At 38.9% G+C, this 3,610-nt stretch carries 5 protein-coding genes; 1 reads left to right on the plus strand and 4 read right to left on the minus strand.

Annotated features, from left to right (window positions below; translation table 11 throughout):
• The first annotated feature begins 143 nt into the window (after nucleotides 1-143).
• A complete protein-coding gene (locus K8S13_RS05090) occupies nucleotides 144-1,361 on the plus strand; it encodes an HDOD domain-containing protein (protein WP_291460933.1) in 1,218 nt (405 codons plus the stop codon).
• 20 nt (nucleotides 1,362-1,381) lie between these two features.
• On the opposite strand, the gene K8S13_RS05095 is transcribed toward K8S13_RS05090, so the two are convergent.
• The 4 genes from K8S13_RS05095 to K8S13_RS05110 form a co-directional block, all read right to left on the minus strand.
• Nucleotides 1,382-1,693, minus strand: coding sequence for an HNH endonuclease (locus K8S13_RS05095; protein ID WP_291460934.1), 312 nt, complete (start codon nucleotides 1,691-1,693; stop codon nucleotides 1,382-1,384).
• Nucleotides 1,677-2,573, minus strand: a complete 897-nt coding sequence (gene era / locus K8S13_RS05100; protein ID WP_291460935.1) for a GTPase Era — start codon at nucleotides 2,571-2,573, stop codon at nucleotides 1,677-1,679. Before era ends, K8S13_RS05095 begins: the two co-directional genes overlap by 17 nt.
• Entirely contained in the window at nucleotides 2,566-3,159 is a 594-nt protein-coding gene (gene yihA, locus K8S13_RS05105) for a ribosome biogenesis GTP-binding protein YihA/YsxC (protein ID WP_291460936.1), read from the minus strand. The genes era and yihA overlap by 8 nt, the downstream gene beginning before the upstream one ends.
• The coding region (locus K8S13_RS05110) for an aminotransferase class I/II-fold pyridoxal phosphate-dependent enzyme (RefSeq protein WP_291460937.1) at nucleotides 3,159-3,610 on the minus strand (452 nt) is incomplete at its 5' end. The genes yihA and K8S13_RS05110, both read right to left, overlap by 1 nt.

Here is a 3,610-nt window from a genome sequence, read left to right on the forward strand (position 1 = left end):
AGTGCTCGACCAAAAACCGTTAATTTTCCAGGTTACTGCGTTGGGCACAATTTTATAAATTTCAGATATCCCGGCATGGGCAATTATACTACTTGGGACTATTATTCCACAGCTATAAAATCAACCCCAATAAAAAGGTGACCTTGGAATATTCATTAGAAAAAACAATATATGTAAAATTTCTGGACCGAAATGATTTCAGGCTTGCGAAATACCATGGTATTTCTCTGGAGGGATTTAGCTGTTTTTGCAATAAATCCATTGACCTTGGAGAAGAACTCCGGGTTGAAATTAACCTAAAAATGATCACTGGAGGCCTTATTGACGATTTGATCCCCCATATTGCAGTGGTGAAATTTTTAGGCCAGGATACCATAGAAGATAAAAGCATTTACCATTTCAAATTTGTCGATTTTTCTAAAAACTGTTTTGATAATCTAACAAAAGCCATAGATTATCTGGATAAAAAAGAAAAACTGATATCCCTTTCCGACATTTCAGATGAGAGCATGGAGACCCGGCAGACCATACAGGAAATTGTGGAATTTGTTTCAGAGGGTATCCAATCCGAAAAGATCACCCTGCCGGTCCTGCCCACAATTGTCAAGGAAGTGGAAAAAGTAGTGAACAACCCCCATTCCACCAGTGAGGATATGGCTAATGTTATTGAGACAGATGCAGTCATTTCTGTTCAAATACTCTCTATTGCGAATTCCCCCTTTTACAGGGGTGTATCCCATATCGTGACCATCAAGGAAGCAATCCTGCGGCTGGGCATCAATGAGGTTCAAAGCCTGATCTTAACGATTTCGAATAAAAGTATTTATAATACAAAAAACAGGCAATTTAAAAATCTGCTTGAAAAATTGTGGCTCCATTCCCTTGCCACAGCCAGCATTGCCAAAGCCCTGGCACTTGAACTGGAATTTCCTGACACCTCCCGATTTTTCACCCTTGGTATTGTTCATGACATCGGCCAGACGATTTTACTGCGGGTGATCGGTGAAATGATATCAACCAAAAGCACATTTGATACCCATGATATTATAAAAAGCACGGTTGAATACGCCCATGATCTGACTTTAACAACTCTGAAACATTGGGATTTTCCAGAATCATTTGTTCAATTAATCTCCATGCAAAAAAACAATACTTTTGATAAAAATACTGACAAGGAGATCCTGGTTCTCCATATTTCCGAAGCATTGGCCGATATCATCGGGTTTGGTTTAAAGGATTCACAAGGATCTATTGAAAATTTAGAAGCAGTCCAACTAATAAATGTTACAGCAGATTCTTTAAAAAAAATATGCGATGAAACAAAAACCAAAATTAAAAAATCCGTTGATGCCTTTAACTGATACCTTCTCAGAATAAATTGTTATAGTATAGAAGTCATATACTCTTCCCATTCAGAGGGGAGAAGCTGTTTTTTTTTTGTATTGCATTCTTTACAGCATGGCACAAGATTAAACTTTTGTGACCTCCCCCCGCGGGCTAAGGGGATGATATGATCCATGGTGAGTTCTTTTGGCAAAAAATTATTTTTACAATAATGACAAACTCCCAAAGAGCGTTTGCGCTTCCACCATTGACTGGATCGCAATTTTCTTGCTTTGTCCCGTTCTTTTTTCAGGAATACTTCATCTGTGAAACTAAAAAACTGATCCATGGGTTTAGTAACCGAATTCATTCAACATCCTTGCATTGCTGACCCAGTTTTTAGTTACCTTTACAAAAAGTTTCAACAGGACCCTCTGCCCGGTCATTTGTTCAATATCTTTTCTTGCTTTAGCCCCGATTTTTGACAACATAGAACCTTTTTTTCCGATAATGATGCCTTTTTGTGAATCCCGGATAACATGAATGCTGGCATGGATAACAATCAACTTTTTTTCCACTTCAAAGGAATCTACAGTGACCGCACTTGAATAAGGGATCTCCATCCCTGTTAATCGAAATACTTTTTCCCGGATAATCTCTTTCACCATAAACTTTTCAGACACATCTGTAAATGTCTCTTCAGGGAAAAGCCTGGGGCCTGTGGGCAATGACTTTTCGACTTCTTCAAGAATATTCTTTACCTGAATACCTTTTTTGGCCGAAACCGGAATAATGGCTTTAAAGTCATGTAGTTTCTTTAATTCCTCAACAAGATTAAAAACCTCTGACTTTTTAACCAGATCAATTTTGTTCAACGATAGAACTACTATTTTGGGTATTTTCTTTAATTGCGATATGATCAGTTTCTCTGCTGAATAATTTCTATTGGCTACATCCACCATGAACAGGATCACATCCACATCTTCCAGGGCCAGCATGGCCTGATCAACTATCCTTTTGTTTAACAGGGTTGTACTCTTATGGATTCCCGGTGTATCAATGAAGATAATCTGGGATGAAGGACTGTTAACAATACCAAGGATTCTATCCCGGGTTGTCTGAGGTTTTTTGGATGTAATGGAAATTTTTTGCCCCAACACCTGGTTGAGCAAGGTAGATTTTCCTGCATTGGGGGCGCCAATGATTCCGACAAATCCAGATCGGATATTATTTTCATTTTTCTTATTCATTATGCCAGTCTATTAAATTCTCAATTTCCTCTAAAATTATATCTCTTCCCTTTTTCGTCTTGGCTGAAAAAAGAATAACACTATTCTTTTCCCGGTTCATTTGGGAACAAATGGCTAAAAGCCTTTTCTGCTGCTTTGTTTTTGACAGTTTATCAGATTTTGTTAAAATTACCAAATACGGCATTTTATGGGATTCCAGCCAGTCAACCATATCCAATTCTTCTTTTCCCGGATCTCTTCGAATATCAATCAATAAAATTAATCCCAAAAGACTATGGCGCTGGGAAAGATACAGGTTAACCATTGGCTGCCATTGGGATCTGATTTTTTTTGATACTTTAGCATAGCCATACCCTGGAAGATCCACAAAAGAAAGTTCTTCATTGACCAGAAAAAAATTAATGAGCTGGGTACATCCCGGTTTTGAGCTTGTTTTCACCATACCCTTTCTCTGGATCAGTGTGTTGATCAACGAGGATTTACCCACATTGGATCGGCCGGCAAATGCAATTTCAGGAAAATCATACTCTGGATACTGGGAGGGTTTAACAGAACTTTTAACAAAATCGACGGTTTTTATAATCATTATAACTCGCTTAAATAGCCTTCCATACGGTCAAGACCGATTTTCAGATTCTCCATGGAATTTGCATAGGAAAATCGTAAATATCCTTCCCCGTTTGCTCCAAAATCAATCCCCGGGGTGACCCCGATATGGGCTTTTTCCAAAATATCAAAGGCAAGGGCATATGAATCGTTTGAGATATGTTTTGCATTGGCAAATACGTAAAATGCGCCCGTGGGTTCAATCGTAATTCCAAGCCCCATTTGCTTTAATCTTTCAATGACATAGATGCGGCGCTTATTGTATGTCTCCCGCATGACCCGGGTTTCTTTATGGGCATCCTTTAACGCTGCTGCACCAGCCAGCTGGATGACGGAATTGGCACAAATGAAAAAATTTTGCTGGAGAATCTGTAATGCCCGGACAAATTCAGGCGGTGATATCAGATATCCAAGACGCAGGCCCGTCATGG

Source organism: Desulfobacula sp. (assembly GCF_021107415.1).